The organism is Pseudomonas helvetica, assembly GCF_039908645.1.
Lineage (GTDB): Bacteria > Pseudomonadota > Gammaproteobacteria > Pseudomonadales > Pseudomonadaceae > Aquipseudomonas > Aquipseudomonas helvetica.
On record NZ_CP150917.1, the window covers coordinates 3,231,091 to 3,256,741 of the forward strand.

At 60.5% G+C, this 25,651-nt stretch carries 22 protein-coding genes; 18 read left to right on the plus strand and 4 right to left on the minus strand.

All coding sequences use genetic code 11. From position 1 onward, the window contains the following. Positions 1 to 53: 53 nt before the first annotated feature. From AABM55_RS14755 to AABM55_RS14830, 16 genes are all read left to right on the plus strand, one after another. Entirely contained in the window at positions 54 to 701 is a 648-nt protein-coding gene (locus AABM55_RS14755) for a TetR family transcriptional regulator C-terminal domain-containing protein (protein WP_103314581.1), read from the plus strand. Between the two features lie 92 nt (positions 702 to 793). Beyond that, positions 794 to 1,510 (plus strand): response regulator, encoded by a 717-nt coding sequence (locus AABM55_RS14760; protein ID WP_347926651.1) that lies wholly within the window; start codon positions 794 to 796, stop codon positions 1,508 to 1,510. 5 nt (positions 1,511 to 1,515) lie between these two features. Beyond that, positions 1,516 to 2,289 carry a transporter substrate-binding domain-containing protein gene (locus AABM55_RS14765; RefSeq protein ID WP_347926653.1) on the plus strand — a complete coding sequence of 258 codons (774 nt, stop codon included), beginning with the start codon at positions 1,516 to 1,518 and terminating at the stop codon, positions 2,287 to 2,289. Next, positions 2,286 to 4,547 (plus strand): ATP-binding protein, encoded by a 2,262-nt coding sequence (locus AABM55_RS14770; protein WP_347926655.1) that lies wholly within the window; start codon positions 2,286 to 2,288, stop codon positions 4,545 to 4,547. Before AABM55_RS14765 ends, AABM55_RS14770 begins: the two co-directional genes overlap by 4 nt. Positions 4,548 to 4,756: 209 nt before the next feature. Further along, a complete protein-coding gene (locus AABM55_RS14775) occupies positions 4,757 to 6,169 on the plus strand; it encodes an amino acid permease (protein ID WP_347926657.1) in 1,413 nt (470 codons plus the stop codon). A gap of 367 nt (positions 6,170 to 6,536) precedes the next feature. Beyond that, positions 6,537 to 7,328 carry an enoyl-CoA hydratase-related protein gene (locus tag AABM55_RS14780; protein ID WP_347926659.1) on the plus strand — a complete coding sequence of 264 codons (792 nt, stop codon included), beginning with the start codon at positions 6,537 to 6,539 and terminating at the stop codon, positions 7,326 to 7,328. Between the two features lie 45 nt (positions 7,329 to 7,373). Beyond that, a complete protein-coding gene (locus AABM55_RS14785; protein WP_054597340.1) occupies positions 7,374 to 8,534 on the plus strand; it encodes an acyl-CoA dehydrogenase family protein in 1,161 nt (386 codons plus the stop codon). A gap of 18 nt (positions 8,535 to 8,552) precedes the next feature. After that, positions 8,553 to 10,652: an acetate--CoA ligase family protein gene (locus AABM55_RS14790; RefSeq protein ID WP_347926661.1), complete on the plus strand. Its 2,100-nt coding sequence runs from the start codon at positions 8,553 to 8,555 to the stop codon at positions 10,650 to 10,652. A 10-nt stretch (positions 10,653 to 10,662) separates the two neighbouring features. Continuing rightward, positions 10,663 to 12,270: a 5-guanidino-2-oxopentanoate decarboxylase gene (locus AABM55_RS14795; protein ID WP_347926663.1), complete on the plus strand. Its 1,608-nt coding sequence runs from the start codon at positions 10,663 to 10,665 to the stop codon at positions 12,268 to 12,270. A 60-nt stretch (positions 12,271 to 12,330) separates the two neighbouring features. Beyond that, positions 12,331 to 13,521, plus strand: a complete 1,191-nt coding sequence (locus tag AABM55_RS14800; protein ID WP_054597343.1) for a pyridoxal phosphate-dependent aminotransferase — start codon at positions 12,331 to 12,333, stop codon at positions 13,519 to 13,521. Beyond that, entirely contained in the window at positions 13,514 to 14,929 is a 1,416-nt protein-coding gene (locus tag AABM55_RS14805; protein WP_347926665.1) for an aldehyde dehydrogenase family protein, read from the plus strand. The genes AABM55_RS14800 and AABM55_RS14805 overlap by 8 nt, the downstream gene beginning before the upstream one ends. A 78-nt stretch (positions 14,930 to 15,007) precedes the next feature. After that, positions 15,008 to 15,730, plus strand: coding sequence for an NAD(P)H-dependent oxidoreductase (locus AABM55_RS14810; protein WP_054597345.1), 723 nt, complete (start codon positions 15,008 to 15,010; stop codon positions 15,728 to 15,730). 338 nt (positions 15,731 to 16,068) lie between these two features. Continuing rightward, entirely contained in the window at positions 16,069 to 16,629 is a 561-nt protein-coding gene (locus AABM55_RS14815) for a YSC84-related protein (protein WP_347926667.1), read from the plus strand. Positions 16,630 to 17,160: 531 nt separating this feature from the next. Next, the gene (locus AABM55_RS14820) at positions 17,161 to 17,319 is read left to right on the plus strand and encodes a DUF3309 family protein (RefSeq protein WP_081013818.1); all 159 of its coding nucleotides are present in this window, start codon (positions 17,161 to 17,163) and stop codon (positions 17,317 to 17,319) included. Positions 17,320 to 17,444: 125 nt separating this feature from the next. Further along, complete coding sequence (locus AABM55_RS14825; protein ID WP_347930036.1) at positions 17,445 to 17,894, plus strand: carboxypeptidase regulatory-like domain-containing protein; 450 nt, start codon at positions 17,445 to 17,447, stop codon at positions 17,892 to 17,894. 1 nt (position 17,895) lies between these two features. Beyond that, positions 17,896 to 18,747, plus strand: a complete 852-nt coding sequence (locus AABM55_RS14830; protein ID WP_347926669.1) for a HAMP domain-containing sensor histidine kinase — start codon at positions 17,896 to 17,898, stop codon at positions 18,745 to 18,747. Positions 18,748 to 18,752: 5 nt separating this feature from the next. Here the strand turns inward: AABM55_RS14830 and AABM55_RS14835 are convergent, their stop codons facing one another. Then, positions 18,753 to 19,448 (minus strand): Crp/Fnr family transcriptional regulator, encoded by a 696-nt coding sequence (locus AABM55_RS14835; protein WP_347926671.1) that lies wholly within the window; start codon positions 19,446 to 19,448, stop codon positions 18,753 to 18,755. A gap of 123 nt (positions 19,449 to 19,571) precedes the next feature. Beyond that, positions 19,572 to 20,300: a Crp/Fnr family transcriptional regulator gene (locus tag AABM55_RS14840; protein WP_347926673.1), complete on the minus strand. Its 729-nt coding sequence runs from the start codon at positions 20,298 to 20,300 to the stop codon at positions 19,572 to 19,574. 236 nt (positions 20,301 to 20,536) lie between these two features. Between AABM55_RS14840 and cls the strand changes: the two genes are divergently transcribed. Together cls and AABM55_RS14850 are read left to right on the plus strand one after the other, a co-directional pair. Then, positions 20,537 to 21,931: a cardiolipin synthase gene (cls, locus tag AABM55_RS14845; RefSeq protein WP_347926675.1), complete on the plus strand. Its 1,395-nt coding sequence runs from the start codon at positions 20,537 to 20,539 to the stop codon at positions 21,929 to 21,931. A gap of 20 nt (positions 21,932 to 21,951) precedes the next feature. Beyond that, a complete protein-coding gene (locus AABM55_RS14850; RefSeq protein ID WP_347926676.1) occupies positions 21,952 to 22,872 on the plus strand; it encodes a hypothetical protein in 921 nt (306 codons plus the stop codon). 202 nt (positions 22,873 to 23,074) lie between these two features. Here AABM55_RS14850 and AABM55_RS14855 read toward each other — a convergent pair whose 3' ends face one another. Next, a complete protein-coding gene (locus AABM55_RS14855) occupies positions 23,075 to 24,235 on the minus strand; it encodes an iron-containing alcohol dehydrogenase (protein ID WP_347926678.1) in 1,161 nt (386 codons plus the stop codon). A 3-nt stretch (positions 24,236 to 24,238) separates the two neighbouring features. After that, positions 24,239 to 25,630: an aldehyde dehydrogenase family protein gene (locus AABM55_RS14860; RefSeq protein ID WP_347926680.1), complete on the minus strand. Its 1,392-nt coding sequence runs from the start codon at positions 25,628 to 25,630 to the stop codon at positions 24,239 to 24,241. Positions 25,631 to 25,651 lie beyond the last annotated feature (21 nt).

Sequence of the window (25,651 nt, forward strand, 5' to 3'; positions counted from 1 at the left end):
CTCGCGGTCTTCCCGACCGTGGCCCCAACGATTGATCCAGGAGAGTGTCGCGCATGAGTCAGGAAGCCCGTTTTTCCCGCATGGAGCCGGAGTTGCGCAAGGCCAATCTGATCGAGGCGACGCTGGTGTGCCTCAAGCGGCATGGTTTCCAGGGCGCATCGATCCGCAAGATTTCCGCCGAGGCCGGGGTTTCGGTCGGGCTGATCAGCCATCACTATTCGGGCAAGGACGAACTGGTGGCCGAAGCCTACATGTCGATCACCGGACGAGTCATGAGCCTGCTGCGCGAGGCCATGGAACAGGCTGCACCGAATGCCCGCGAGCGTTTGTCGGCGTTCTTCCGCGGCTCGTTTTCCGCCGAGATATTGGACCCGCAACTGCTGGACGCCTGGCTGGCGTTCTGGGGCGCGGTCAAGACCGCAGAGGCAATCAACCAGGCGCACGATCAATCCTATGGCGAGTACCGCGGCGTACTGCGCAAGGTGCTGATGGAGTTGGCGCAGGAGGAGGGCTGGGAACACTTCGACGCCGATCTTGCGGCCATCAGCCTCAGTGCCTTGCTCGACGGCTTGTGGCTGGAGTCGGGACTCAACCCGGGGACCTTTACCCCGGAGCAGGGCATGCAGATTTGCGAAGCCTGGGTCGACGGTTTACAGGCCGGTGGGCGCCAGCGTTTTTGCTTGCAGACGACTGACTGTTGATCGCCCGTTCAGCAATGGATACTCTCTGGCGCCAGTGCAGGAAAAAACTCTAATAAGAAACACGCCTTCGGGCATACGCAGGACTCCAAGCGATGGCTCCTCGGGTACTGATCGTCGATGACGATCCGCTGATTCGCGAACTGCTGCACGCCTACCTGTCCCAGGAAGGTTATGAGGTGCATTGCGCCGCCACGGCGGAACTCGCCGAAACCTTTCTGGCGAGCCAGACGGTCGATCTGGTGATGCTCGATATTCGCTTACCGGGCAAGGACGGCCTGACCCTGACCCGGGAACTGCGGGTCCGTTCGGAAGTCGGGATCATTTTGATCACCGGCCGTAACGATGAAATCGACCGTATCGTCGGCCTTGAATGCGGCGCCGATGACTATGTGATCAAACCCCTTAATCCACGCGAACTGGTGTCCCGGGCAAAAAACCTGGTGCGCCGGGTTCGTCATGCCCAGACGCCGCAACCGGTTGCAGCGATTCCTCGGCCGGTCAAGCAGTTCGCCGCCTGGGCGCTGGACACTGACCGCCGACGGCTGATCGACCGCTCTGGCAGCGAAACCCTGCTGACCCATGGCGAGTACCAGTTGCTCAGCGTATTCCTGCGCAACAGCGGCCACACCTTGAGCCGTGACCAATTGATGGACCAGATCCGCAACCGCGAGTGGGTGCCCAACGATCGTTCCATCGATGTGCTGGTCGGGCGCTTGCGGCGCAAGTTGAACGACGATCCGGCCGAGCCGCAATTGATCATCACCATCCACGGCGCCGGTTACCTGTTCACCGCCAGCGTCGCGGCCTGAGCCATATGTTGCGGCTGTTTTGGCTGATGTTGGCAATGGTGGCCAACAGCGCGATAGCGGCGGAAAAGGTTCGCTACTGCGATTATCCGGTGTACCCGCCAATCTCCTGGAGCGACGGCAAACAGGTCCGCGGCCTGGCCCCCAGCGTGGTGAAAAACCTTTTCGGGCAACTGGGCTACGAGGTCGAGATCGTCGTGCTGGGCAACTGGAAACGCTGCCTGCTGGACGCTGCCGAGGGCCGGGTCGACGTGGTGCTGGCCTACAGCACTGTGCAACGCGAGCAGAGCATGGTTTTTTCGACGGTGCCGGTGTTGCGCGAAGAGGTCGCGCTGTTCACCAATCGTCAGCATCCGGTGAAGTTCGAACGCCTGGAGGACTTGGCCAATTACCGTGGCGGGCTGTTGTTCGGTGAAAGCTACGGCGTGGATTTCGATCGCTTGGTCGCCCAACACCAGAACATCGAATGGGTGTCCGACAGTAGCCAGAACTTCGGCAAACTGATTCGCGGGCGCATCGACTTCATCACATCGGAACGGCGCACCGGGCAGTTGTACGTCGAAAACCTGCCAGGGGCGCAAGACATCGTGGCCTTGCCTAACGCCTTGAGCGTGGACTATCTGCGGGTTGCGGTGTCACGCCGTTCCCCGCTGGCCAGCCGCATGCCGGACATCGATGCGCAGTTGAAGCGGATGGTCGATGCCGGGGACATCGACCGTTGGCTGAACGAAAGTGAAGTCACCTACCGCGACATGATCAACCTGCCGGCAGATGCGCAATGATCCGCGCACGGCCCGGCGGACTGTTGCGGCGCCTGCTGCTGTTCATTCTGTTGTTCAGCCTGTGTTTCACCGTACTGGCGAGCACCGTGCAACTGTATTTCGAGTACCGCCGCGAGATGCGTGACATCGACTCGCGCATGGAGCTGATTCGCGCCGGTTACCTGGCCAGCCTGGAGCGCAGCCTCTGGGACCTGAACCAGGAACAGTTGAATGTGCAACTGCGCGGCTTGGTGGATTTTTCCGACGTGGCTCGGGTTCGTCTGACCAGCCCGGACTTCGATCTGCTGCAAGGCAACCAGGCCCCGATCGGACCGTTGCGTGTCGAGCGCTTTGAACTGGACTATCAACCGCCGGCAGGTCCCGTGCGGCATCTGGGACAATTGGAAGTCAGCACCGATCTGGGCGCGGTGCATCAGCGGCTGTTCGCCACCGGTTTGACCAGTCTGTTGTGGATGAGTGTATTTCTCTGTGGATTGGCAGTGGCGCTGTCGGGGTTGTTTTACCGGTTGGTCACGCGGCACCTGCAAGTCATGGCCGGGTTTGCCCGGCGCATCGCCGCCGGTGACTGGCATGAGCCTTTGCATCTGGACAAGAGCCGCGGCGTCAACGAAGACGAAATCGACACGGTGGCCCATGCGCTGGACGATATGCGCCGGGCGATCCTCAGTGACATTGATCGGCGCGAAACCGATCGCCTGGCGTTGCAGGATAACCGCGATGAACTGCTGAGAATGGTCGAGCGCCGCACGGCCAGCCTGATGCGCGCCAAGGACGAAGCCGAAGCGGCCAACCTCGCCAAGTCGCGGTTTCTGGCGACCATGAGCCACGAACTGCGCACACCGCTCAATGGCATCCTCGGCATGGCCGAGTTGCTGCGTGGTGCCAGTCTTGACGAGCGTGACGGTAAACGTCTGGATGCGCTGTACAAGGCCGGCGAAGGGTTGCTGACGATTCTCAACGAAGTGCTGTATTTCGCCCGGCTGGAAGAGGGTGAAACCCACCCGGAACCGGTCGATTTCTCGATCCGGCACTTGCTCGACGAGGTGCTGACGCTGCTGGAACCGCGTGCGCTGAGCAACGACACGACACTGCATTGCCGGATCGATCCGCAGGTCGTCGACCGGCAGCACGGTGCCGAGCAGTTCTTGCGTCAGGTGTTGAGCAACCTGCTGGCCAACGCGATCAAGTTCACCGAAGGCGGGCGGGTCAGCGTCGAAGTCACGTTGCTGGCGCAAGATTCGGGGCAAACCGGCCAACGGCTGCGGCTGAGCGTGACCGACAACGGCATCGGCATTGCTCCGGCGATGCAGGCAAAGATTTTCGAACGTTTCACTCAGGCCAGCGAAGATGTTGCGCAACGGTTTGGCGGTACCGGCCTGGGCCTGTCCATCAGCAAACACCTGGTGGAGCAACTCGGTGGACAGATCGGTGTTCAGAGCGAGAGGGGGCAGGGTAGCTGTTTCTGGTTCGAGCTGACGTTGCAACCGGCCACCGGCATGATCGATGTAGTGTCGAGCAGCGCAGCGGGTCACGTGCTGAACGTTCTGGTGGTCGAGGACGTGGCGCTGAACCGTGACGTGGTCAGCGGCTTGCTGCAACGCGACGGGCATCAGGTCTGGCTCGCCGAAGAGGCCGAACAGGCGCTGGCGCAATGCGCGAGCCAGACCTTCGATTTGATCCTGCTCGATGTGCACCTGCCGGGTATCAGCGGCGTCGAGCTGTGCAAACTGATCCGCAGCAGCGCCGGGCCGAACCGCCACAGCCGGATTTTCGCCCTGACGGCCAGCGTGCAACCGGCGTTGGTGCGCGGTTATCTGGATGCCGGCATGGACGGCATTCTCGCCAAACCCTTGAAGCTCGAAAACCTGCGGCAGGCGCTGGCCGGGCAGTCGCCAATTCCCGAGCCGCAACCCAATAACGAGGCGATGGATTGGCCACTGTTACAGACTCACCGGACCTTGCTCGGTGAGCAGAAGGTTCAGGGATTGCTCGCGGTGTTGCGCAATTCGATCACTCAGCATCAAGAGGCGTTAACGGAGGCCATCGAGGCCGACGATTGCACCGAAGTCGCCCACCTGGCGCATCGCTTGGCTGGCAGTAGCGACTCATTGGGCTTTCGCGCACTGGCCAATGTGCTGCGTTTGTTGGAAGAGGCGGCGCTGGTCAACGATGAGTCAGCGTTGCGGGCGTTGGCGCCGCAGGTGCATGAGCAATTGCAGCATTCGCAACAGACGCTGGCCGAGCTGTTGAACGCCTGACATACAAGATCGTTACGACTTTTTACATCTTTGATCTTTACGTTCAACGCGAACTTACACGGGTTTCCAATAATCGACACAACCGCCGTCAGCGCGGTCTTCGAAGCTTATTGGAGATAATAATAATGAACTGCCGTAAAGCTGATCCTTCCCAGCGTCATGACGTCCTGTCATCCGCCGCGCACCTCGCCGACTACTGAGGTGCCGACATGAGCGAAATTATCGAACGCAAAGGCATCCAACTGACCCGTGCCCTGAAAAGCCGGCACATATTCATGCTCTCGCTGGGCGGCGTGATCGGCACCGGGCTGTTCATGGGCTCTGGCGTGACTATTAATCAGGGCGGTCCGGTGGGGGCGATTCTGGCCTACCTGGTCGCCGGCTTCCTGATGTACCTGGTGATGGTCTGCCTCGGTGAATTGTCGGTACAGATGCCGGTGTCCGGTTCGTTCCAGACCCATGCCACCAAGTTCATCGGCCCAGCCACCGGGTTCATGATCGGCTGGGTGTACTGGATGAGCTGGGCGTCCACCGTCGGCCTGGAATTCACCGCGGCCGGGATGTTGATGGTGCGTTGGTTCCCGACAGTGCCGATCTGGTACTGGTCGGCGCTGTTCGTGGTCGTCTTGTTCGGGCTGAATGCATTGGCCACCCGTGCTTTCGGTGAAGCGGAATACTGGTTCTCCGGAATCAAGGTTGCGGCGATTCTCGGTTTCATCGTGGTCGGCGTCCTGGTGATCTTCGGCGCGATCCCGCTGACCAGTGGCGCACCGGCGCCGATGATGAGCAACCTGATCGGCGACTCGTTGTTCCCCAACGGCTTGCCTGCAGTGTTCGCGGTGATGATGACTGTGGTCTACGCGTTCCAGGGGTGCGAAATCATGGGCGTGGCTGCCGGCGAAACCGATCAACCGGAAAAAAGCATCCCGCGTGCTGTGCGCAACGTGGTGTTCCGCGTGCTGATTTTCTACGTGCTGGCGATCGTAGTGCTGTCGGCCATCGTGCCATGGCAGCAGGCTGGGTTGATGGAGAGCCCGTTCGTACAGGTGTTCGACATGGTCGGCATTCCTTACGCTGCCGACTTGATGAACTTCGTGATCCTCACCGCGATTCTGTCGGTCGGTAACTCCGGCCTGTACGCCTCGACCCGGATTCTGTGGGCGATGTCGAAGACCGGCATGGCACCGAAAAGCCTGTCGCCGTTGAGCAAGCGCGGCGTGCCATTGCGGGCGCTGAGTATCACCTTGTGCTTCGCGCTGGTGTCGCTGATGACCAGCTTCATCGCTGCCGACACACTGTTCATGGTGCTGATGGCGGTGAGTGGGATGTCCGGCACCGTGACCTGGATCGTCATTGCACTGGCGCAGTACAAGTTCCGCAAGGCTTATCTGCGCGATGGCGGCAAGCTCAGCGACCTGAAATACCGTGCGCCGTGGTTCCCGCTGCTGCCAATCCTGTGCATCGCCTTGTGCTGCTCGCTGTTCGTATTCCTGGCCATGGATGAAACCCAGCGTCCTTCGCTGTATTGGGGCTTTGGGTTCATGGCGCTGTGCTACGGCGCGTATTTCCTGATTCAGCGCAAACGCCAAACGGTGTTGGTACCGAGCTTGCCGACCGTGTAATGGCAAGTAGCAAGAAAAAACGCGACAGGCGACTGTCGCGTTTTTTTATGTCCGCAGTGCCGAAGCACGGACCTGCGCACGCTATGGGGTTGTGCACGCCACGGCTTTTGTAGCAGCTGGCGCGGCCTGCGACCGCTGCTACCGGATTGTGGGCGGCATGGGGTCTGTAGCCAGTTGTTCAAAGTTGTAACAGCTCAGCTGTCGCACGGTCATGCATCAGAAAATAACTCAATAAAAACAATAATTTAAAGGATTTTTAAGGCTGTTACAGCCAATTTTCTCGCAGATTGCCGTCTTGCTGAACACTCGTTTAGTATGGCCTCAAGTCGCATCACCTCATGCCAAACACAATAATTCGAGGACTCGCATGACTATTCAATCTTCTCTGCTCAGTCAGGTCGAAGCGGGCGTTGCCTGGATCACCCTCAATCGCATCGCACAGCGCAATGCGCTGGACATTCCAACCCTGAAAAATCTTCACACCTTGCTCGATGGCTTCAATGCCGACCCGGCCGTTCGGGTCGTTGTATTGACCGGCAGCGGCCGCAGTTTCTGCGCCGGCGCCGACCTCGCCGAATGGGCTGAAGCCGAAGCGCGTGGCGCGCTGGAAAGCTACGGCTGGACCGAAACCGCCCACGCGCTGATGAGCCGGTTGTACAGCCTGGACAAGCCGACCATCGCAGCGATCAACGGCACCGCCGTCGGCGCCGGGATGGACCTGACGCTTTGCTGCGACCTGCGCATCGCCGGACAATCGGCGCGGTTCAAGGCCGGCTACACCAGCATGGCGTATTCGCCGGACGCCGGTGCCAGCTGGCATCTGCCACGCCTGATCGGCACCGAACAGGCCAAACGCCTGCTGTTCCTCGACGAATTGTGGGGCGCCGATCGCGCCTTGGCAGCGGGGCTGGTCAGCGAAGTTTGCGCCGACGAACAACTGCTCGGCGCCGCCAGTGAATTGGCCACGCGCCTGGCCAACGGCCCGACCTTTGCGTTTGCCCAGACCAAGAAGCTCATGCGCGAAGGCGCCCAGCGCAGCCTGCCGGAGCAACTGCACGCCGAACTGGCGGCGGGTTTGCTCTGCGGTCGCAGTGAAGACGGCGCCGAAGCCCTGCGCGCGGCCATGGAAAAACGCCCGCCACAGTTTGTCGGCAAGTAGGCCCACGCCGCTCATTTATTCAGTGAACGAACAACAGGTAACACCATGAATTTCCAACTGACCCAAGAACAAGAAATGTTGGTGGACGCGGTCCGCAGTTTTGTCGCGAAGGAATTGCTGCCCCATGAAGAAGCGGTCGATCGCGCCGACGAAGTCTCTCCGGAGCTGGCGGCACAGATTCGCGGCAAGGCCATCGCGGCGGGCTTCTATGCCTTCAACATGCCTGAAGAAGTCGGCGGTGGCGGCCTTGATTACCTGTCACAGGCGCTGATCGAACGGGAGCTGTCCAAGGTTTCCTGGGCGCTGCATGTGTTTGTCGCACGGCCGTCGAAAATCCTCATGGCCTGCACCGGCCAGCAAATCAACGATTACCTGTTGCCGTGCATCCAGGGCGAGAAAATCGACTGCTTCGCACTGACCGAGCCAGGTGCCGGCTCCGATGCCAACGCGATCAAGACCCGCGCGGTGCGTGACGGCGATGACTTCGTGCTGAACGGCAGCAAGCATTTCATCAGCCACGCCGGGCACGCCGATTTCGCCATCGTTTTCGCGGTCACCGACACCTACGAACACAACGGCCGCAAGCGCAACGCCGTGACCTCGTTCCTGGTGGATCGCGATACCCCGGGCATGACCATTCGCCGTGGGCCGAAGTGCGTGAGCAACCGCGGTTACCACACCTTCGAAATGTTCTTCGACGATTGCCGCGTACCCGCCTCAAAGGTGTTGGGCGAAGTCGGCAAGGGTTGGGAAGTCGCCAATGCGTGGCTGACCGCCGGGCGAGTGATGGTCGCCGCCAACTGCGTGGGCCAGGCCCAGCGTGCACTCGACGTGTCATTGCAATGGGCGGCGGATCGCAAACAGTTCGGCCAGCCGATCGGCACCTATCAGGGTGTGTCGTTCAAGTTGGCCGACATGGCGACGCAGATCCGCGCGGCTGAACTGCTGACCTTGCACACGGCGTGGAAGATGGATCAAGGCACGATGACCGATGGTGAGGCCGGAATGGCCAAGCTGTTCGCCAGTGAAGTGCTCGGTCGGGCGGCCGATGAGGCGGTGCAGATTTTTGGTGGCATGGGCCTGATGGATGAAGGACCGGTGGAGCGGATCTGGCGTAACGCGCGGATCGAGCGGATCTGGGAGGGCACTTCGGAAATCCAGCGCCACATCATTTCCCGCGAACTGCTGCGGCCGCTGTTGCGCTGATCGCCCCGGAGAATACCCATGTCCCAGACGATTCGTGACAACCTCAAACGCCTGCTCGCGCCGCGCCATCTGGCGTTTGTCGGTGGCCGCAGCATGGCTCGGGCCCTGAAGCGTTGCGCTGAAGGTGGCTACCTTGGGCAACTGTGGCTGGTCAATCCGCAACATGAAAGCCTTGAAGGCGTGCCGTGTGTGCGCAGCATCGCCGAACTGCCGTGCGGCCCGGACGCGGTGTTCGTCGCGACCAACCGTGAATTGACCCTGACCTGCGTCGCCGAACTGGCTGCCAAAGGTGCGGGCGGGGTGATTTGCTACGCCTCCGGTTTTGCCGAGACCGGCGCCGAAGGTCAGGCATTGCAACAACAGTTGCTCAAGGTTGCTGGCAACATGGCTTTGCTCGGGCCGAACTGCTACGGCTTGCTCGATTATCTGCACAGTTCGGCCCTGTGGCCGGTGGCCCACGGCGGCAAACCGGTGGAGCAGGGCGTTGCGGTGCTGACCCAGAGCGGCAACTTCGCTTACAACCTGTCGATGAGCGACCGTTCGTTGCCGGTGGCCTACATGGCCTCGGTCGGTAATCAGGCGCAACTGGGTATTGCCGAGTTGATGGACGTGCTGCTCGACGAACCTCGGGTCACCGCCATTGGCTTGCACCTGGAAGGTTTGAAAAACGTTCCAGGTTTCGCTCGGGCGGCGCACAAAGCGCTGGAGAAGGGCATTCCGATCATCGCCTTGAAAACCGGCGTGTCGCAGATCGGCGCCGAACTGGCCCTCAGTCACACCAGCTCGCTGTCGGGCTCCGATGCGCTGTACGACAGCCTGTTTGCACGGCTTGGGGTGATCCGCGTCAGCGGCCCGGTGAGTTTCGTCGAAACCCTCAAGGCCGCGGCATGCGGCAAGCTGCCGGCGGGCAACAGCCTGATTGCGCTGGCCTGTTCGGGCGGCGATGCCGGGCTGATTGCCGATTACGCCGAACGCAATGACCTGAGCCTGCCCAAGCTTGATGAGCGTCAAACCGATGAGCTGGCGCAGGTATTGCCGAGCTACGCCAACCTGGTCAATCCGCTGGATTTCACCACCGCAATCTGGGGTGACGGCGAAGCCCTGAATCGCATGCTCGACAGCGCCCTGCGCACTGAAGCCGATGCGGCGATGCTGGTGCTGGACTATCCGGCGGAGTTCACCGGCGAGCGCAAAGAGTGCGACTTGCTGCTTGAGCTGTACTGCCAGGCGTTGGTCCGTCACGGCAAGACCGGTTTCGTCACCTCGGCCTTTCCCGAACTGCTACCGGCCAGTGCCCGCGAGCGGTTGCACGCTCAAGGCGTGGCGGCGTTGCAAGGTGTGGAAGATGGGCTGGCTGCGTGGGGCCGAATCGCCGGTTATCAGCGCAATCGCCAGGCGTTGCTGGCCCTTGGTGAATCGGCACTGGTGCCGCTGTGTCCGCAGGCGCTGGATGGCGAAGGCCAGTTGCTCAACGAGTGGGACTCCAAACAGGCCTTGCGTGCGTTTGGTCTGCCGACTCCAAACGGCGTGCTGAGCACCCCGGACCAGGCGCTGAATGACGCCAATGCGCTGGGTTATCCCTTGGTGCTGAAGGCGCTCAGCGCGCAATTGCCGCACAAAACCGAAGCCGGCGCCGTGGCGCTCAACCTCAAGGATGGCGCGGCCCTGAGTGCCGCGCTGGAAACCATGCGCTCGAGCATTGCCGATTACGCACCGAATGTGCCGTTCGATCGGGTGCTGCTGGAGCCCATGGCCACACCGCCATTGGCCGAACTGATTGTCGGCATCAAGCGTGAAAACGACTTTGGCCTGGCCTTGGTGATCGGTGCTGGCGGAATTTTGGTGGAGTTGCTCAAGGACAGCCGCAGCCTGCTGCTGCCGACCACCGATGGTGCGATTCGCAGAGCGTTGTTGAGCCTGCGCAGTGCCGCGTTGCTGCAAGGCTTTCGCGGTCGTGAAGCGGCAGATCTGGACGCATTGGTGGCGGCGATTCGTGCCGTGACCGATTACGCCTGCGAGAACGCCGGACAGTTGCTGGAACTCGATGTGAACCCATTGTTGGTCGGTGCCCACGGCACGACAGCGGTCGATGCGTTGATTCGCCTCGGCCACAAGTGAGGATATGAACATGCAAACCACAACTTTGACCGGCGGCCAGGCCCTGGTACGCCTGCTGGCCAACTACGGTGTCGACACCGTATTCGGGATTCCCGGGGTACACACCCTGGAGCTGTATCGCGGCCTGCCCGGCAGCGGCATTCGCCACGTGTTGACCCGCCACGAGCAAGGCGCCAGTTTCATGGCCGATGGTTATGCGCGGGTCAGCGGCAAACCCGGCGTGTGCTTCATCATCACCGGCCCCGGCGTGACCAACGCCGCGACCGGCATCGGCCAGGCTTATGCCGACTCGATTCCGATGCTGGTGATTTCCAGCGTCAACCACACTGCCAGCCTCGGCAAGGGTTGGGGTTGCCTGCACGAAACCCAGGACCAGCGCGCCATGACAGCGCCGATCACCGCATTCTCGGCGGTGGCGCTGAGCACTGAGGATCTGCCCGAGCTGATCGCCCGTGCTTACGCAGTTTTCGATAGCGAACGGCCGCGCCCGGTGCACATCTCCGTGCCGCTGGATGTGCTGTCAGCACAGGTCACTCGCGATTGGAGTCATGAAGTGGTGCGTCGCCCCGGACGCGGCGTGCCCGCAGCCACTGCGCTGGAGCAAGCCGTGGCCAAGCTGCAGACGGCCAAGCGACCGATGATCATTGCCGGTGGCGGCGCACTGAACGCGGCGCAGGAACTTCAGAGCCTCAGCACCCGGCTGGCGGCGCCGTTTTTCACCAGTGTCGCTGGCAAAGGCTTGTTGCCGCCGGATGCACCGCTCAATGCCGGCTCGACCTTGTGCGTAGAGCCGGGTTGGCAACTGATCGCCGAAGCCGACGTGGTGCTGGCAGTCGGCACCGAAATGGCCGACACCGATTTCTGGCGCGAGCGTCTGCCACTGAAGGCCGAACTGCTGCGCGTAGACATCGACCCGCGCAAGTTCAACGACTTTTATCCATGCGCGGTGGCGTTGCACGGCGATGCGCAACAAACCCTCGCAGCGTTGCTGGAGCGTCTGTCGCCCGCCACGCGCGATGCCAGCGTGCCGATAGCGGCAGTCGCTGCTTTGCGAGAAGCGGTGCAGGCCGGCCACGGTCCGTTGCAGTCGATCCATCAGGCGATTCTTGAGCGTATCGCCGCCGAGCTGCCAGACAACGCGTTCATCAGCACCGACATGACCCAACTGGCTTACACCGGCAACTACGCCTTCAACAGCCTGGCGCCGCGCAGTTGGCTGCATCCGACCGGCTACGGCACCTTGGGCTATGGCTTGCCGGCGGGCATCGGCGCCAAGTTCGGCGCGCCGCAACGACCGGGGCTGGTGCTGGTTGGCGATGGCGGTTTTCTCTACACCGCGCAGGAACTGGCGACTGCCGTCGAGGAGCTGGACAGCCCGCTGGTGGTGCTGCTGTGGAACAACGACGCGCTGGGGCAGATTCGCGACGACATGCTCGGGCTGGATATCGAGCCGATTGGCGTGCTGCCGCGCAACCCGGACTTCGCCGCCCTTGGCCGGGCCTTTGGTTGCAGCGTGAACCAGCCGCAGAGTCTGGCTGAGCTGCAAACCGATTTGCGCCACGGCTTCAAACGCAACGGCGTGACCCTGATCGAACTCAAGCATGCGTGCGCGCGCTGACTTTCAAACACTGTTGCTTTCAAACACTGTTTCGGGGCTTTTTTAAAAGGGGATGGGGCCATGCGCTTTTCCGATCTGACTCAACGTATCGCCGGTGACGGCGCCGCCGCCTGGGACATTCATTACCGCGCACTGGCGCTGCAAGAACAGGGCGAAGACATTCTGCTGCTGTCGGTGGGTGACCCGGATTTCGACACGCCGGTGCCAATCGTGCAGGCGGCTATCGACAGCCTGTTGTCCGGCAACACCCATTACGCCGAAGTGCGTGGCAAACGCGCGCTGCGCGAAAGCATTGCCAAGCGTCACCAGCAACGCAGCGGCCAACCGGTTTCGGCCGATCAGGTCACCGTGCTGGCCGGGGCGCAATGTGCGCTGTTCAGCGTTGCCCAGTGCGTGCTCAACCCAGGTGATGAAGTGATTGTCGCTGAGCCGATGTACGTCACCTATGAAGCAGTATTCGGTGCTTGCGGCGCCGTGGTGATTCCGGTTCCGGTGCGTTCCGAGAACGGCTTTCGAGTGCTGCCCGAAGACGTTGCCGCCCGCATAACCCCACGCACTCGGGCGCTGGCGCTGAACAGTCCGCACAACCCTTCGGGCGCCAGCCTGCCGCGCACCACCTGGCAGGCGCTGGCGGAACTGTGCATCGCCCACGACCTGTGGCTGATTTCCGATGAGGTCTACAGCGAATTGCTGTTCGAGGGCGAACACGTCAGCCCGGCCAGTTTGCCGGGCATGGGCGAGCGCACCGCGACGCTCAACAGCCTGTCGAAATCCCACGCCATGACCGGCTGGCGCGTCGGCTGGGTGGTGGCGCCGCCATCCCTCGCGGCGCATCTGGAGAACCTCGCGCTGTGCATGCTTTACGGCTCGCCGGACTTCGTTCAGGACGCCGCCGTCGTGGCGCTGGAAAGCAACTTGCCGGAGCTGGCCGCCATGCGCGACGCCTATCGCCAGCGTCGTGACCTGGTCTGCGAATCCCTGGCCGATTGTCCCGGTGTGCGGCCGTTGAAGCCGGATGGCGGGATGTTCGTGATGGTCGATATTCGCGAAACCGGGCTCAGCGCCCAGGCGTTCGCCGATCGTTTGCTCGACCGACATGGCGTGTCGGTGCTGGCCGGTGAAGCGTTCGGCCCGAGTGCCGCTGGGCATATTCGTTTGGGGTTGGTGGTGGGGGCGGAACCGTTGCGCGACGCCTGCCAGCGGATCGCCCGCTGTGCCAGTGAACTGATGGAGGCCCAAGTCCATGCATAACCACACCGCGCTGTTTATTGATGGCCGCTGGCAAACGCCGTCGGGGCAGGGCATTGCCGAGGTGATCAACCCGGCCACCGAGGAAGTGGCAGGCTCGGTGCCGCTGGGTGATGAGCGTGATGTCGAGAACGCGGTGGCCGCAGCACGTAGGGCCTTTGGCCCATGGTCGCGAACGCCGTCCAGCGTGCGCGCAGGCTACATCCGCGCCCTCGCCGAGCAGTTGCGCGCACGGGCCGACGAAATGGCGGCGGTGATCACCGCCGAATTGGGAATGCCGGTGCAATGGTGCCGTTCGGTTCAGGTGGATGGGCCGATCACCGGGCTGGAGCAATACGTCGAGCTCGCAAGCTTGATGGATGAAGTGCGCGAAGTCGGCAATTCGCTGGTGATTCGCGAACCGGTAGGCGTCTGCGCCTTTATCAATCCATGGAACTACCCGCTGCATCAACTGATCGGCAAGCTCGCGCCGGCGCTGGCCGCCGGTTGCACGGTGGTGGTCAAGCCGAGTCAGGAAACCCCGCTGCACGCGTTTTTACTGGCGCAGATGATCGAGGCCATCGGCTTGCCGGCCGGGGTGTTCAACCTGGTCAGCGGGCCGGGTTCGAAGGTCGGCGAAGCACTGGCTAAACACCCGGACGTGGACATGCTGTCGTTCACCGGCTCCACCGGCGCCGGCGTGCGGGTGGCGCAAGCGGCGGCACCGTCGGTGAAGCGCGTCTGCCTGGAGCTGGGCGGCAAGTCGCCGCTGCTGATCGCCAAGGATGCGGATCTGGCCGCCGCGGTGCGCTACGGCGTGCAGGACGTGATGATCAACTCCGGGCAGACCTGCACCGCGTTGACCCGCATGCTGCTGCCGGCCAGTCGTTACGCCGAGGCGGTGGAACTGGCGCTGGCGGAAACCTTGAGCTTGCGCATGGGCGATCCGCTCGACCCGCAGAGCTTTCTCGGGCCGATGTGTTCGGCGGCCCAACGGCGTACCGTGCGCGACTACATTCAGGTCGGCCAGCAGGAAGGCGCGCGGCTGGTGTGTGGCGGCGATACGGCGCAAGCGTTCGAGCGCGGTTACTACGTCAGCCCGACACTGTTCGCCGATGTCGACAACCGGATGCGCATCGCTCAGGAAGAAATCTTCGGCCCGGTGCTGTGCCTGATCCCCTACACCGACGAGGCGCAGGCGATTCAGATCGCCAACGATTCGCCGTTTGGCCTGTCCAGCGGTGTCTGGGCTAGCGGCGCTGAACGCGCCTTGCAACTTGCCCGGCAATTGCGAGCAGGCCAGTGTTTCCTGAATGGCGCGGCGTTCAACTATCTGGCGCCGTTCGGTGGTTACAAACAGTCGGGTAACGGCCGCGAATGGGGGGAGGAGGGGCTCAACGAATTCGTCGAAGTGAAGGCGATCCAGGTGTGAGCACCCGATGACTCCACAGACTCCACATACCCATGACCGTCTTCAAATACACAGCGTGCAAACGTCCAAGGAATTACCATGAAAGTACTGATCGTCCACGCCCATCCGGAGCCGAAATCCTTTACCGCTGCGCTGCGTGACCAGGCTGTCGCGACCCTTGAAGCCCAAGGGCATGAGGTCCAGGTCAGTGACCTGTACGCGATGAACTGGAACCCCGTGGCAAGCAGCAATGACTTTTCGTCGCGGGAAAACCCCGAGTACCTGGTCTATGCGCTGGAGCAACGTCTGGGCGTGAAGAGCCAGTCGCTGGCGGCAGATATCCAGTCTGAACTCGACAAGCTGCTGTGGGCAGACTTGCTGATCCTCAACTTCCCGATTTTCTGGTTCTCCGCCCCGGCCATGCTCAAGGGCTGGATCGACCGGGTACTGGTGTCCGGTGTCTGCTACGGCGGCAAGCGTTTTTACGATCAGGGCGGGTTGAGCGGCAAGAAAGCCTTGGTGAGCGTGACCCTTGGCGGTCGCGAGCATATGTTCGGCGAGGATGCGATTCACGGCCCGCTGCAGGACATGCTGCGGCCGATCCTGCGCGGCACGCTGGCCTACGTCGGGTTTGAAGTGCTGGAACCGTTCGTGGCCTGGCATGTGCCTTACATCAGCGATGAGGCGCGCCAGGCATTCCTCGAAGATTATCGCCTGCGTTTGGAGCACCTTGGCGATGAACAACCTCTGGAGTTTCCGCGGCTGTCGCAGTTCGATGAGCAGCTATATCCACTGTATAAGCCGGCCGCTACCGAGGCTTAACCTGATCGTTCCCATGCTCCGCGTGGGAACGATCAATTTGTGTCAGTCCATTATCGCAAGACCGCGTAGCCCTCGACTGACACAGATGAAGGCTGGCGTAACCGTCGTAGCAGCTGCCGAGCCTGCGTTGATCCTTCCTCAGTCGTTTCCCCCATCGGGGTGAAGCTTGCTTCATCGAGTGGCTGCGCCCCGATTGAAGCCTTTCAGCGGCTGGCAGTGTGCGCTAGCGAACAGACATGGCCCGGTCGCTACTACACTCTAATGGACAGTCGCGGCTACCCATCCTGCTGATTATCGGCTTGCCGCATCGTGTGTATCGCTGGCATTGGAGTACAACCATGACAAGTTCATTACGCTCACTTCTGTTTATCGCCCTCACAACCCTGTCACTGGCCTCAACAGGTTTGCTCAATACCGCAAGCGCCGCAACGGCCGCGGACCTGGAACAGGATTCGCGGCATGCCTTGCAAATGCTCTACAAAGCTAATCCGGTGGCCGAGACCATGTCGCGCACTGCCAAGGCCGTGCTCGTATTCCCTAAAGTTATCAAGGCGGGTCTGGTATTTGGTGGCAGTTATGGTGAGGGGGTCATGTTCAGCGGTTCAAAAGTAGACAATTACTACAACACAGTGACCGGTTCATGGGGCTTGCAGGCGGGCGCCCAGTCCTATGCTTATGCCGTGTTCCTGATGACTGACAAAGCGGTTAAGTATGTACGTGAGACCAAGGGCTGGGAAGTTGGCGTAGGGCCGACTGTCGTCCTGGTTGACCAAGGCGTTGCGAAAAATCTGTCGAGCTCGACATTGAAAGATGATGCTTATGCGTTTGTCTTTGACCAGCAAGGCCTGATGGCGGGCGTCAGCATTGAAGGCACCAAGATTTCGCTGATCAAACGATAACTTCGACAACGTACATCCGGGGTAGAGAGGCTGCCTAAGGCAGTCTCTCCCAGACTTCCGTATTGGCTAACTCGCTGTCGGTCGCATGTTTTGCGTGACCGTTTATAGGGTTCAGTTCATAACTGCCGGCAGCGTCATAGGCGGCCAAATAACGTACTCCACTTAACTTGTGGAGGTAGCGTATCAAGGGATGGCACTGTGCATTAATGCGCTGTACCAGGGCTGAATCGGTCATTGTGTTCATGGTGTTACCCGCTGCAGCGAAAGCTGCTCTGTTATTGTTTTTATTTTGTGCCTGATCGTCGCGGCGTTCTGTACGCCATCACACACTGGGTGATCTAAATAACGCAAAAAACGTTGCACAAGCGGAATAACAACGACCGAGCCCCTGATCAATCAAACACTGACGATATGTGTGTTGCCGTACAGACTGTACCGGGTACGTGTGTCAAGTTGGTAGCCTGCAACGCGCAGATCAAGGTCTCACTGCCTGCACAACATCCACCTACTGCAGACTCAAGGAGAAAAGCCATGAGCTTGGGAACCATACTGTTGATCCTGCTGATTTTGCTGCTGGTTGGCGCTATTCCGACTTGGCCGCACAGCCGAAGCTGGGGCTATGCGCCGAGCGGTTTATTAGGCGTGGTCGTTATTGTCCTGGTTGTGTTGCTTTTATTAGGGAGAATCTGACACCCGTTAATAAAACGCGCACACCTCGGTGCACTAGCGCACAGACCCCATCTGGCGACTACGCGCACGCTGAGTGCCAAGCAGATTACTGCTGGTTATTGACCGGAGAAAATATGAAAACCCTTATGTTGTTCAACCATTCACTGACGCTTTCAAGACTCACCCTGACCCTATTGCTCGGTTTGTCTCCCGTGGTGTTGCATGCAGCCACCGCAGAACCGGTTGACATGTCGGCCGTGCAGTTGGAGCCGCAGGAGCAGAATGGCATCCGCTATCTGACGGGAGGCATCGGCCTGGATGAGTCAAAAGCTTTGCTCCAGACCCAGGGCTACAACCTTCACATGACCTTTTCAACCGGACCTGCCAATCAGTACGTCAGCAATGTCGACGTGGTGATCCAGAGTGAAAAAGGTAGCCCCCTGTTATCGCTGAGTCAGGTGGGGCCCATCGTTTACGCGCAATTGCCGGCAAACAAATACCTGGTCATCGCCAGTTTGAATGGTCATGAAGAGCGCCACACCATTTCAGTCGGTGGTAAATCCATCGAAACACTGAACTTGCACTGGAGTGAATAGCGTGCAGCCGAGTATTGCGTACCACGGCACGTTTCATGAGGTGAGGCTGTTCAAGACAGATGAACGGCCTCTCGCTGCCCGCTTGCTTGCCGAGCGGTATCTGGCGATGAACCTCAAGGCCCAATATGCAATGGACGTTGCACGGGATGCGTTATGGAGCAACAACGCCGCCGCAGAAGAGCGGGCGCTGTTCGCCGAACAGCTGATCGGGATTGTCAGTCACGACCTGCGCAATCCGTTGGCGGCGATAAAAATGGCATCGCAATTGCTCGGATGTCTTGACCTGCCTCCCAAGCAAGCACAAATACTCGGCCACATCACGCACGCTGCTGAGCGCGCGCAACGTCTGGTGGCAGACCTGCTGGACTTCACCCTGAGGCAAGTCGGGCGAAGTATTGCGGTTTCCCTCAAACCGGTTGATTTGCACGCATTGGTGGGCGAATGCCTGGATGAGCTGAGTCTGGTGTTCCCTGAGCACACGCTGACCCATCTTTGTGTCGGCCAAGGTCATTTCATCGCCGACAGTGACCGGATCCATCAGCTTATTGGCAATCTGGTGACCAACGCGATTGCCTATGGCACGGCTGAGGGTGAGGTCACGGTGTCTTCGTGCTTCGAGGACAAGGTGACCATCGTCGTGCACAACCTTGGCACGCCGATACCCTCGGAGTTGCTCGACAACGTATTCGAACCGATGATTCGCGGCAGTCACGATAACGCAAAACTGCGTAGTGTCGGGCTCGGCCTGTTCATTGTGAGAGAGATTGTCAGGGCGCATCACGGCGATATCAGGGTGACTTCCTCGATAGAAGGCGGCACTACGTTCACGGCGACCTTTCCCTTACCACGATAACTGCGTCATAACGGAGTCGAGAGGGTGTCGCTATAGCACTCGCATGACGCCGCTTCCAATCCCTTGCGGTCAAGAATCGTGATTTCACCACGGGTGTAACGGATCAATCCACGCTGTTGCAGCGTGCCGGCGGCCAATGTCACGCCGCTGCGCCGAACCCCGAGCATGTCCGCAAGGGACATGTGGGTCAGATGAAAGTGATTGGCGTGCGCGCGATCGTGGGTCATCAGCAACCAGCGCGCCAGGCGTGGCTCAATCTCGTGAAAATGGGTACAGGCGGCAGTTTGAGCGAGCTGCATCATCTGCACGTACAGGTACTGATTGAGCCTGCGCAACAATAACGGGCTCTCGCGCAGTGCGACCTGCAACTGCAAGCCTCTCATCCTCAGGCACGTGCCGGCGCCTTGCACCACGGCGCGCATGGGGGCGGTATTAACCCCCAGAGCGAGTGTCGCCCCAAGCATCCCTTCATTACCGATCAGGCTCATGTGCAGAGGAGGGTGGCGGTATAACGTCACCACTTCAGCGATGAGCGCTGTTTGAGGGAAATACACATGCAGGATCGGATGGCCCGGTTCGAACAGGACAGTGCCAAAGGCCAGTTCGACGTTATCGCACTGTGCTTGCAGCCGGCCGTAGTCAGTCTTCGACAGCCCCTGGAGTAGCCGGTTTTCTATTGGTTGCCCTGACGTAATTGGCATGCGCAGATCCTGCGGCACAGTGGGCCCAGGATGGGCGGGACAGGTGCCGGGGCCGTCTCATGTTTTAAGTGTGGGTGACTCTGGCAGGCCGGTCTGTTCGCTAGAACACGCAGGCACTGGCAGTCAGCGGGTTGGCTTTAGCGGAACGTAAGGCAGCAGGCGCTCGGTTTCTTTTCTGACCACCGCGTAGCACTCGCAGCTCAGTTGCTCGAGCGCGGCTCTGTCCAGCACCTTGATGTGGCCACGGCTGTACTCGATAACGCCGAGGCGTTGCAGCTTGCCGGCGGCATCGGTCACGCCTTCACGACGTACGCCGAGCATGTTGGCGATCAACTCCTGGGTCATGATCAGTTGATTGTCTTGCAGGCGATCGAGAGACAGCAGCAACCAGCGGCACAATTGTTGGTCAATCGAGTGGTGGCGGTTGCACACCGCAGTCTGGGCCATCTGGGTGATCAACGCCTGGGTGTAGCGCAACATCAGCTGGAGCATCTCTCCATGGCGGTTGAACTCATCCTTGAGTCGCTGGCCGGGCAACCGGAAAGCATGCCCGGCACTCTGCACAATCGCCCGGCTCGGCGTGCTTTCGCCGCCCATGAAGACGGCGATGCCGATCAGGCCTTCATTGCCGACCACTGAAATTTCCGCTGATGCGCCGTTTTCCATCACGTACAGCAGGGACACGATGGAGTTGGTGGGGAAGTAGACGTGTCGCAGGGCATCCCCGGACTCGTAGAGCACCTTGCCGAGCGGCAGGGTGATCGGTTCGAGGTGCGGCAGCAAACGCTCCAGCGATTGTGCCGGCAGAGCCGCCAGCAGATGGTTCTGTTGTGGCTTTGGAGCATCAGGCATGTCAGCCACCGTCCGAGTTGAGATTCCCTATCTCTACAGATTAATCCATGGCGTGCTGTGTACATGACCGCGCTTAACCGTCTGTCGGTATTACTGCACGCATTCAGATCCGCTGTCAGCGATAAAAAGCCGCGGGGCTGCTGTGCAGAGTCTAAATTTATGAGCGTTATCGCACCGAAACCATGCTCATTTACTGCCACGATACAGGCACCCCTTCAGTTTCAGGCGGAGGCTGCATGAACCTGTTTTCAATGCGGATTTTGCTGCGAACTCTGACAGTGCTGAGCCTGACACTGCTGGTGGCGTGTGGTTCGTTGCCCACTATCGTTCCCGATATGGCCTACACCAATCCGGCCTCTGTGAAGATCGACAGTACGCACGGACCGCTGTCAGCCGAACGCAGCAAGGCCGTTATTGACCGTTTGAAGGCCAATGGGGTCCAGACAAACATCTTCGACCTGCATATGGCGATCGAGGAGGCCATCGTCGGCAGCCCGTTGACGGACGGCAACACGGTCGAACTGTTACAGAACGGTCCGACTACCTACCAATCAATGATCTCTGCGATTGGCAGCGCGCGTGATCACATCAATATCGAGAGTTACATTTTTGACGACGATGAAATCGGCGAGCGCTTTGCCGCAGCGCTGATTGCCAAACAAGCGGCTGGGGTACAGGTCAATCTGATCCGGGACAGCGTCGGTACCCTCAGCACACCTTCGGCTTTTTTTACCCGCCTGACCGCCGCGGGCATTAATGTGCTGGAATTCAACCCGGTCAATCCAGCGACCGCCAAGGCTGGGTGGCAAGTGAACCAGCGGGATCATCGTAAGCTACTGATCGTTGATGGCCGCATTGCCTTCCTTGGCGGTATCAACGTCAGCAGTGTCCATTCAGGCAACTCGTTCAGCCTGAACGCCAAAGTCAGGCCCGGCGGCAAGTTGCCCTGGCGCGACACTGACCTGCGGGTTGAAGGGCCGGCCGTGGCCGAACTGCAAAAGCTGTTTATCGAGACGTGGCAAAAGCAGAAAGGCAAGCCGCTCGCGGCACGTCATTACTTCCCGCAAACCGAACGCAAAGGCCACGAGGTCGTACGTGCCATCGGCAGCTCGCCAGACGAACCCTACAGCCTGATCTACGCCACGCTGATTTCGGCGCTACGCAGTGCGCAAACCGAAATCTGGCTGACTAACGCCTACTTCGTGCCCGATCCGCAGTTGTTGACGGAGCTCAAGAACGCAGTGGCACGCGGCGTCGATGTGAAGCTGGTACTGCCCAGCAGCACTGATTCCTGGCTGGTTTTCAATGCTGGCCGCAGGCACTACACCGAGCTGCTGGAGGCCGGCGTCAAGCTCTACGAACGCCGCGATGCCTTGCTGCATGTCAAAACCGCGGTGATCGATGGTGTCTGGTCCACGGTCGGCTCTACCAATCTTGACTGGCGGAGTTTTCTGCACAACCAGGAAGTCAACGTCGTGGTACTGGGCAGCGGATTCGGCGAGAAAATGCGCGCGGCGTTCCTTGCGGACCTGCTGAAGTCGAACGAAATTACGCTTGAGCAGTGGCAGCGGCGTTCCCTTGACGTAAGAGCCAAGGAGCAGTTTGCGCACCTCTGGGAGTACTGGTTGTGAGGCAAGCACAAATGACGCCCATGAAGCTTTTGAGCCGGGTGAATATCAGTTTCTGCAGAGGCGCCATGCTGGTTCACGTGGTCTTGCTCTATCTGTTGATCGGCATGCCGCTGGCCCACGCGCAGGATGCTCAAGCACTGACCGCACGCTACGGCGCCTTGCGTGAACAGTTGGCCAACAACCCGTTCCACCGCCCGCTGTATCTTCAATCAACTGAAACGTCAGGCAGCCTGACAGGCGACGTCTATTCCTTGATCGAGCAACCCTATGCGGTGGTCAGTCCGGCGCTGCAGGGCATTGGCCATTGGTGCGATATCCTGATCCTGCATTTGAACGTGAAGAGTTGTCACGCCTCTTCCGGCGCAGAGGAAGGGTTACTCGTCAATATAGGGCGCAAGTCAGATCAGCCGCTGGCCGATACCTACCCGTTCGATTTTGTTTATCGGGTTGTGACCGATAGTGCCGATTACCTTCAGGTTGTGTTGAGCTCCGCGCAAGGACCGTTTGGAACGAGCAACTATCGGGTCAAGCTTGAAGTGGTGAAGCTCGATGCTCAACGCAGCTTCCTGCATTTGTCATATTCGTACGACTACGGTATTGCGGCCCGTGTGGCCATGCGGGGTTATCTGGCAACAGTCGGTCGCAACAAGGTCGGTTTCAGCATCGTTGGCCGCAAGGCCGATGGTCAGCCAGCCTATATCGGCGATATGCGTGGTCTCGTCGAGCGCAATGCGATGCGCTACTACGTGGCGATCGAAGCCTACCTCGGCGCGCTGACGACACCCGCGCCGCAACAGCTCGAAAAACGTCTGAGCGACTGGTATGCCGGGATTGAACGTTACCCGCTGCAGTTGCATGAGATTGAGCGCAGCGAGTACCTCTCCATGAAGCGCAGTGAAGTCCAGCCCCAGCAAGTAGAAGGTTCGGCAGCAGCGAAATAAAAAAGCCGGCTCTAGAGCCCAATGCTGTTCACTTAAGCCGATGTTTCAGGCATATCCGCCGTTGTGGCGAGGGAGCTTGCTCCCGCTGGGGCGCGAAGCGGCCCTGAATTGGGCCTGCTACGCAGTCCAGCGGGAGCAAGCTCCCTCGCCACAGATACTTTCTCAGGCCTCCAAACTTCCTTAAGTGAACAGCATTGCGGCTCTAGAGCCGGCCGTGATACGCCGCTTCGAAAATCTCCATCGCGCCATGTCGGGTCAAGGGCAGCGGGTTACCGCCGGCGCAGGGGTCGACAATCGCCATGTCGGCGATCAGGTCGACCTGCCGATCATCCACTCCTAGCTCAAACAGCGTATGCGGCACGCCGATGTCCTTGCGCAACTTGAGGACGAAGGCCAGAAAACTGTCGAAGCCTGGGGTCGGCAGACGCAGATATGCCGCCAGGCGGGTGATGCGCTCCTCGATGGCCGGGCGATTGAATTTCAACACATAGGGCATGAACGTGGCGTTGGTCATGCCGTGATGGGTGTCGTACAGGGCGCCCACCGGATGCGCGAGCGCGTGCATCCCGCCCAGGCCTTTCTGGAAGGCAGTGGCACCCATCGCGGCGGCGGCGAGCATTTCCGCGCGCGCCTCAAGATCAGAGGGGGTGCGTACTGCCCGTACCAGCGCATTGGCTACCAGGCGCATGCCTTCTACCGCAATCCCTTCGGCCATGGGGTGAAAACCGGGGGCGCAGTACGACTCCAGGCAATGGGCAAAGGCATCCATCCCGGTGCCGGCAGTAACTTTTGCCGGCATGCCGACGGTGAGCGCCGGGTCGCTTATGACCACCCGCGGCATCATTTTCGGGTGGAAGATGATCCGTTTGGTATGTGTCCGCTCGTCGATGATCACCGCTGCACGGCCGACCTCGGAGCCCGTACCCGCGGTGGTCGGTACTGCAATGATCGGGGCGATGCTGCTTTCGTCGGCGCGGGTCCAGTAATCGCCGATGTCTTCGAAATCCCACACCGGCCGGGTTTGGCCGCTCATGAAGGCGATCAGCTTGCCCATATCCAGCCCGCTGCCACCGCCAAAGGCGACCACGCCATCGTGCTTGCCGGCACGCCAGGCGTCGAGCCCTCCCGCCAGGTTGGCCTCGACCGGATTCGGCTTGAGGTCGCAAAACAGCGCTACGCCGAGGCCGGCGGCGCGTAGGGATTCCAGCGCCGCAGTGGTGATCGGCGCGCGCGCCAGGCCACTGTCGGTGACCAGCAACGGTCGCTGGATACCTTGGCTGCGGCAGGTGTCGGCCAGCTCGGCGATACGGCCAACACCGAAGTGGATGCTCGTGGGGTAGTTCCAGTTCGCAGTCAGGCTCATGGCTCAGATCTCATGGCGCAAATGGAAGGATTTGGCTCGGGTCAGGTGTTCGTAACCGATGCGCGACAGCGTCACGCCGCGCCCGCTGTTTTTCACCCCGGTCCAGGCCAGAGCCGGGTCCAGGTAATCGCAGCGGTTCATGAATACGCTGCCGGTGGCGATCTCGTCGCCGATGCGTTCGGCGGCGGCGAGGTCGGTGGTCCAGATGGAAGCGCTGAGCCCGAACTCACTGTCGTTCATCAAGGCGATGGCTTCGTCGTCACTGGCAACCGGCATGATGCCGACCACCGGACCAAAGCTTTCTTCGCGCATCACCGACATGTGATGGCTGACATCGACTAACACCTGCGGCGCGAGGTAGGCGCTGCCGGGCACGTCCGCTGGAAAAGCCTTTGGATCGATCAGTGCTTTTGCACCTTTTGCCAGCGCTTCGGCGATCTGCCCGCGTACGAACTCCGCAGCTCCCGGATTGACCAACGGGCCGAGGGTGGTGGCTTCGTCCAGCGGGTTGCCCAGCACGTATTGGCGGGTCAGGGCGGCAAAGCGTTCGACAAACGCCGGGTAAATTGTTTGACCGACATAAATGCGTTCGACGGCGCAACAGCTTTGCCCGGAATTGAAGAAGCTGCCGTCCACCAGGTTTTCCACGGCATGCTCAAGGTTGGCGTCTGCGCGGACGTAGGCCGGGTCTTTGCCGCCGAGCTCCAGCCCGATGCCGAGGAAGAGCCCGGTGGCGGCGATTTCGATGGCTTTGCCGGCTTCGACCGAACCGGTGAAGTTCACTTGCTGCACCCGTCCCGAGGCAATGATCGCCGCGGTATAGGTGTGATTGAGCAGCAGGTTATGGAACAGCCCTTCGGGCAGGTTGGCGCGGCGAAAGGCCTCGGCGAAACGCTCGCCGACCAGCAGCGTTTGCGAGGCGTGTTTGAGGATGACGCTGTTGCCGGCCATCAGCGCCGGAATAATCGTATTCACCGCCGTCAGGTAGGGGTAATTCCACGGAGCGATAACCAGCACCGTCCCCAGCGGTTCGCGTTTGATCTGGCGTCGAAACCCCGCGACAGGCGCAGGTTCGACCGCAGCCAAGGCTTCAGGTGCGATGGCGATCATATGGCGCGCACGCTCTTCGAAACCACGCAGCTCGCCGGCACCAAAGCGTACCGGGCGGCCCATTTGCCAGGCAAGTTCCGGGACTATTTCGTCTTTCATGGCCAGCATCGCGTCCACGGCAGCACTGCAAAAAGCGGCGCGTTCGCTCAGTGGCCGGCGCTTCCATGACGCCTGGGCGGCTGCAGCAGCCGTCAGAGCCTGCTCGATCTGCGCCGCATCGGCGCAGTGGCGTTCGGCGTAGACCCGGCCATCGACCGGGGAGATGAGTTGAATCATCGTCGTCATGGCTGCCTCAATAATCGATTG